At 64.8% G+C, this 6,021-nt stretch carries 6 protein-coding genes and 1 other RNA gene; 6 read left to right on the top strand and 1 reads right to left on the bottom strand.

Annotated elements, in window-relative coordinates:
* The first annotated feature begins 103 nt into the window (after positions 1-103).
* Positions 104-513: RNase P RNA component class A (gene rnpB, locus EN738_RS29460), an RNA gene on the top strand.
* A 60-nt stretch (positions 514-573) separates the two neighbouring features.
* On the opposite strand, the gene EN738_RS29455 is transcribed toward rnpB, so the two are convergent.
* Positions 574-1,689, bottom strand: coding sequence for a cystathionine gamma-lyase (locus EN738_RS29455; protein ID WP_127286718.1), 1,116 nt, complete (start codon positions 1,687-1,689; stop codon positions 574-576).
* A 416-nt stretch (positions 1,690-2,105) separates the two neighbouring features.
* Between EN738_RS29455 and mraZ the strand changes: the two genes are divergently transcribed.
* The 5 genes from mraZ to EN738_RS29430 all read left to right on the top strand — a co-directional run.
* The gene (mraZ, locus tag EN738_RS29450; RefSeq protein WP_127286719.1) at positions 2,106-2,564 is read left to right on the top strand and encodes a division/cell wall cluster transcriptional repressor MraZ; all 459 of its coding nucleotides are present in this window, start codon (positions 2,106-2,108) and stop codon (positions 2,562-2,564) included.
* Positions 2,561-3,577: a 16S rRNA (cytosine(1402)-N(4))-methyltransferase RsmH gene (rsmH, locus tag EN738_RS29445; RefSeq protein ID WP_127286717.1), complete on the top strand. Its 1,017-nt coding sequence runs from the start codon at positions 2,561-2,563 to the stop codon at positions 3,575-3,577. Before mraZ ends, rsmH begins: the two co-directional genes overlap by 4 nt.
* Positions 3,578-3,581: 4 nt before the next feature.
* Complete coding sequence (locus EN738_RS29440; RefSeq protein WP_127286716.1) at positions 3,582-3,977, top strand: hypothetical protein; 396 nt, start codon at positions 3,582-3,584, stop codon at positions 3,975-3,977.
* Positions 3,974-5,701, top strand: a complete 1,728-nt coding sequence (locus EN738_RS29435; RefSeq protein ID WP_127286715.1) for a penicillin-binding protein 2 — start codon at positions 3,974-3,976, stop codon at positions 5,699-5,701. Before EN738_RS29440 ends, EN738_RS29435 begins: the two co-directional genes overlap by 4 nt.
* Before the next feature lie 54 nt (positions 5,702-5,755).
* On the top strand, positions 5,756-6,021 hold a 266-nt coding region (locus tag EN738_RS29430), incomplete at its 3' end, for a Mur ligase domain-containing protein (protein WP_245494806.1).

Below are 6,021 nucleotides of genomic sequence, written 5' to 3'. Positions count from 1 at the left end.
GTCAAGGTGCAGATGGCCGCGCTCGGCTCTCCGGTCTGACGAAGCTGGCATAAGTCTGCTTTTTCGTTTGCGTTTTCAAGCGCGAACCCCTTTATACGCCGTGCCAGCTGGCCGGGCGGCCGCACCCGCGAAGCCGAAAGGCTGCGGGTGAGGAAAGTCCGGGCTCCATGGAGACACGGTGCCGGTTAATGGCCGGCGGGGGCGACCCCAGGGAAAGTGCCACAGAAAGCAAACCGCCACGGCGTTCGGCTCTGCCGGATCCGGGGCAAGGGTGAAAGGGTGGGGTAAGAGCCCACCGCGCGACTGGCAACAGGAGCGGCAAGGTAAACCCCACCGGGAGCAAGACCGAATAGGGGCGGTGCGAGGGAAACCTCGAGGGCTGTTTCCGGCCCACCGCCCGGGTAGGTTGCGTGAGGCGCATGGCAACATGCGCCCAAGATGAATGGCCGCCACGTTCCCGTGCCGCAAGGCGCGGGGGCCATACAGAACCCGGCTTACAGGCCAGCTGGCAATTTCTTTCGCCGTGAAATCCCTTGAGATCAGTGGGTTGCGCCTTCCGGCGCACGCACTGATTCAACCATCAAGTCTGTCGAGCGATGCCTCGATCGCTTGCCAAAGCTCTTCCACCGGCTCGCAGCCAATGGACAGGCGCACGAAGCCGGACGGCACGGCGTCGCCTCTTTTGGAGCGCCGTTCGGCCGAGGTGTGAACGCCGCCGAAAGAGGTTGCCGACTGCATCAGCGCGCAGTTGTCGATGAAATCCTCGGCCTTCTGCTCCGAAGCGAGTTCAAAGGAGATGAGGAAGCCGAAGCGCTCCATCTGCGCCCGCGCCAGATTGTGCGAGGGATCGCCGTCCAGGCCTGGAAAGCGCAGGGCGCCCACCGCATGGTGATTTTTGAGTCGCTTCGCGATCTTTTCCGCTGAAGAGCACATGCGGTCGAAGCGCACCTCCAGCGTTTCGAGCCCGCGATGCACGAGCCAGGCTTCGAACGGTCCGGGAATGCCGCCGGCCATCTCGCGCCAGTCCCTCACTTTGGCGACGATGTCCGTATTGCGGCTCGCGACGTGGCCGAACAGCACGTCGGAGTGGCCGTTCACCGCCTTGGTGTCGGCGGAGACGACGATATCGGCACCGAGGTCGAGCGGGCGCTGGCCGTAGGGCGTCATCGTCGTGTTGTCGACGACGAGGAGCGCGCCTTGCGCATGGACAGCGTTGGCGACGGCGGCGATGTCGCAAATGTCGAGCCGCGGGTTCGACGGGCTTTCGGCGAAGACCAACCGGTAGCCGTCGAACCCGCCGTCGAGGAAGGTTGGGGTCGGCCTGGTGTCGCAGGCGACGCCGAACGGCTTCAGGAAGCGTTCCGCCAGCGCGCGCGTGGCGTGATAGCCGTCGGCAGGCAGAAGGACGCGATCGCCGGATTTCAGCAGCGCGAACAACACCGACGAGATCGCGCCCATCCCCGACGGGAAGGCGAGGCAATGCGCGTCTTCCAGATGACCGAGCGCGTGTTCGACGGCGCGCCAGGTCGGATTGTCGTAGCGGCCATACTGGTCGAAGCCCGCTTCTTCGCCAGGTGTGTGGAAGATCGAGGCCATGGTCAGCGGCAAGGGGATCGGATCGCCCTTGGCGAAATCGCGGCTGCGCAAGTGGGCAAGGGCGGCGGCACGTGACTTCGCCGTTTCGGACATCGACCATTCACCTCCTGTTGGCTGCCAAAGGCAGCGGAGCATTGGCGCGACGCTATGCGTGGGCGCGGCCCGCAGCAAGCCGCGTCCCTTGGGCCACAGCCCTCTAAACGCTTCGTTAGGCTTAATAGAGGATAAAGATCAGACGTGCCGTCAGGCTGCTCTTTCTGGTTGTGGCGAGCGCGTTTGTGAAGCTCGTTCCCGTTGACGCCCATAGTACCCCATGATATCCCATTCCGATACCAAAGCCTTCGTTCCGTGTCTGGGTGAAGCGTACGCCAATCGGGCAGCCGCTGGGGCTGCGCGTTTGCGAGCTTTCGCCTCGTTGAACGAAGCGGAATTTCGGCAAGGGACGCGCGGCGGCGGCGCGGACGGGATGATGGAAAGGGGTGCGGCGGCGGAAGCGGCTGTGGCGCGTGATGGACCGGTTTCTGTCGAACACGGTGAGCAGGATCGATGCGAAGGGACGGGTCTCCGTTCCGGCGCATTTCCGCGCCGTCGTTCAGAAGCGGGGCTATTCGGAGTTCTATGCGCTGCGCTGCCTGGATCTTCCGGCGATGGATGTCGGCGGTCTCGACCTGCTCGACCGCTACGAGCAGCGCATCGCGCAGGAGGATCCCTTCCTGCAGGCGGCGGACGACATGTCGTTCTTCTGCCATGGCGATGGTACGTTCCTGAAGCTCGATCAGGACGGGCGCATCACGATGACCGATTTCATTCGCGAGCACACCGGCATTTCGGCGGAAGCGGCGTTTGTCGGCCGCGGCAATTTCTTCCAGATCTGGGAGCCGGGACGGCTTGCCGCCTATGGGGCGCAGGCGCGCGCCCGGCTGTTGCAGCTTCGGCAGGGGACGAAGCCTGGGGAGCGACCGGAATGATGGCTGGCCACGGCGAGGATATCAACGCCGTCGGCGGACCGGCCCGCCACATTCCGGTCCTTCTTGCCGAAGTGCTGGAGGCGCTGTCGCCCAAGGCCGGCGATCTGATCGTCGACGGCACCTTCGGCGCCGGCGGCTATACCAGGGCCATCCTGGCAAGCGGTGCCTCGGTCGTGGCCATCGACCGCGATCCCGATGCCATCGCCGCTGGGCGCTCGCTGGAACAGCAATCAGGCGGCAGCCTGACTCTTGTCCAGGCGCCGTTTTCGATGCTCGACGAGCATGTCGAAAGCGCCGACGGCGTGGTGCTCGACATCGGCGTCTCCTCCATGCAGCTCGACCAGGCCGAGCGCGGCTTCTCGTTTCGCGCCGACGGACCGCTCGACATGCGCATGGCGCAGGCGGGCCTCAGCGCCGCCGATGTCGTCAACAGCTTCAAGGCGGGCGACCTTGCCCGCATCTTCGGCTTCCTCGGCGAGGAGCGCCATGCCGGCCGCATCGCCCGCATGATCGAGAGCCGGCGCGAGAAGCGGCCATTCGAGCGCACGCTCGATCTGGCCGACGCGATCGAGACGCATATCGGCCGCGCGCCGAAGGACAAGATCCATCCGGCGACCCGCGTCTTCCAGGCGTTGCGCATCTTCGTCAATGACGAGCTAGGCGAACTGGCCAAGGCGCTGTTCGCGGCCGAGCGCGCGCTGAAGCCGGGCGGCCGGCTCGCCGTGGTGACCTTCCATTCCCTGGAGGACCGCATCGTCAAGCGTTTCATCGCCGATCGGGCCGAGGCCGCGAGCGGCTCGCGCCATATGCCCGAGGCGCAGGTGCGCCCGGCGACGTTCAGGAAGGCGGGAGGCGGTGTGACGCCGGGCGAGGCTGAAATCGCCGCCAATCCGAGGGCGCGTTCGGCCAGGCTGCGCGCGGCGATCCGCAGCGAGGCGCCGGCGCGCGCTGGCGATTTTTCGATTTTCGGCCTTCCAAAGCTTCCCGCCGTCGAGCGGCCGGGGGAGAGGTAAGCACGTGTTTCGTACCAGCGACATAGTCCTGATCGCCGTCATGGTTTCGGCGGCGGCCTTGACCTACAAGACCAAGCGCGAGGCTGAGGAGCAATTGGCTTCGGTGCAGAAGATCGAGGCGCAGATCCGCTACGAGGAGGACACGATCGACCTGCTCAAGGCCGACTGGAGCCTGCTCACGCAGCCTTCGCGCCTGCAGAAGCTCGCCGAAATCTACAAGTCGCAGCTCGGGCTGGAGCCGGTCAATGCGCGCCAGATCGTCAATCTCGACGATCTGCCGGCAAAGCCGGTCACCATCGAGGACCTCTCGTCGCAGCGGCTGGGCGGCATGGCCGACAATTCCGACAATGGGCCCAAGGGGGCCAAGGACCCGGTGGTGACCGGAGGCATCGTGCAATGATCGCCAAATTCTCGACGCTCGGAAGTCTGCTGAAGCGCCGCAAGAAGCAGGGCGACGACGGCTCGATCGTCGTCGAGGGCGCCCGCAAGGCGACCGGCGGCAGGGCCAGGACGCGCATCGTGATGACGATGGCGGTGTTCTTCGGCATCTATTCGGCCATCGCCGGCAGGTTGGTCTATCTCGGCTTCCAGAGCCCTGACATGTCGGGCGGGCCGCAGAACCGTGTCACGGCCTCGCGGCCCGACATCGTCGACCGCAATGGCGAGGTGCTGGCGACCGACATCAAGACGGCCTCGCTGTTTGCCGAACCGCGCCGCATCGTCGACGCGGATGAGGCGATCGAGAAGCTGTCGACCGTGCTGCCTGAGATCGACTATGAGCAGACCTACCACAAGCTGAAGAGCGGCGCCGGCTTCGTCTGGCTGCAGCGGCAGCTGACGCCGAAGCAGCAGTCCGACATCATGCAGCTCGGCATCCCCGGCTTCGGTTTCCGCACCGAGAAGCGCCGCTTCTACCCGAGCGGCGAAACCTCGTCCTACATCGTCGGTCTCACCAACATCGACAATCAGGGCATCTCCGGCATGGAGAAATATATCGACGACCAGGGTTTGACCGACCTGCAGGCGTCGGGCCTGGCCGTGGCCAGGGACCTGAAGCCGGTGCAACTGTCGATCGACCTACGCGTCCAGAACGTCGTGCGCGACGAGGTGGCCAACGGCATGGAGCGGTTCCATGCGATTGCGGCGGGCGCCGTCGTCCTCAACGTCAAGACCGGCGAAGTGATGGCGATGGCCTCGGTGCCGGATTTCGATCCCAACAATCCCTACAATGCCCAGGACAAGGACCGGCTGAACCGCATGTCGGCCGGCCTCTATGAGATGGGCTCGACCTTCAAGAGCTTCACCACCGCCATGGCGCTGGATTCCGGCAAGGTGACGCTGGAAAGCCGGTTCGACGCTACGCGCCCGATCAGGATCGGCCGCCAGACGATCCACGACTTCCACAGCAAGGGCCGCGTGCTGTCGGTGCCGGAGGTGTTCATCTATTCCTCCAACATCGGCTCGGCCAAGGAGGCCGAGGCGGTCGGCATCGAGGGACACCGCGAATTCCTGCATCGCCTGGGCGTGCTCGAGAAGATGCAGACGGAATTGCCGGAAGTGGCGCGGCCGACCGAGCCCAAAGTGTGGAAGCAGGTCAATTCGATCACCATCGCCTTCGGTCACGGCGTGTCGACGACGCCGCTGCAGACGGCGGTGGGCTGCGCCGCGCTGATGAATGGCGGCTTCCTGATCGAACCGACCTTCCTGCCGCGCACGGCGCAGCAGGCGATGGAAGTTGCAAAGAAGGTGGTCAGCGAAAAGACCGTCGAAGGCATGCGCTATCTCTATGCGCTCAATGCCGAGAAGGGCTCGGGCAAGAGCGCCAGGGTGCCGGGCTACCGCGTCGGCGGCAAGACCGGCACGGCAGAGAAGGTCGTCAACGGCCGCTACTCCAAGGAGAAGAATTTCAACGCGTTCGTGGCCGCCTTCCCGATGGACGATCCGCAATACATCGTGCTGACGATCGCTGACGAGCCGAAGCCGGAAAAGCCCGGCATGGGAGCGACCGCGGCCTCGAATGCGGGCGTCATAGCGGGAAACATTATCCGCCGTTCGGCTGCCATGCTTGGCGTGAAGCCAGATTTCAGCCATGAAAATGGTGCAACGCTGGTTTCCTATCAGTGATTCTTGGGGCGCGCCGGCAACTGCGCGCTATTTTGTTGCTATGAACGGGACCCGATGCAGCTGAAAGAACTAGCCGGTATCCTGCCTGTCGAGGGAACAGCTTCCCCCGACCTGGAGGTCACCGGGATTTCCTCGGATTCCCGCACGGCCAAGACCGGCGTCGTCTTTTTCGCGCTCGCCGGCAGCAAGGCCGACGGCGCTGCCTACGCCGCTGATGCCGCAAAGCGCGGTGCTCTGGCCATCGTGGCGGGCAAGGGAAGCGCCATTTCCGGCCTATCCGTTCCGGTCTTTTCCGTCGACGACCCGCGGTTGGCATTGGC

Source organism: Mesorhizobium sp. M4B.F.Ca.ET.017.02.2.1, from assembly GCF_003998955.1.
In the GTDB taxonomy this organism is placed as follows: domain Bacteria; phylum Pseudomonadota; class Alphaproteobacteria; order Rhizobiales; family Rhizobiaceae; genus Mesorhizobium; species Mesorhizobium abyssinicae.
Note: the sequence above shows the minus strand (reverse complement) of the source record. Positions and strands in the feature narration are given on the sequence as shown.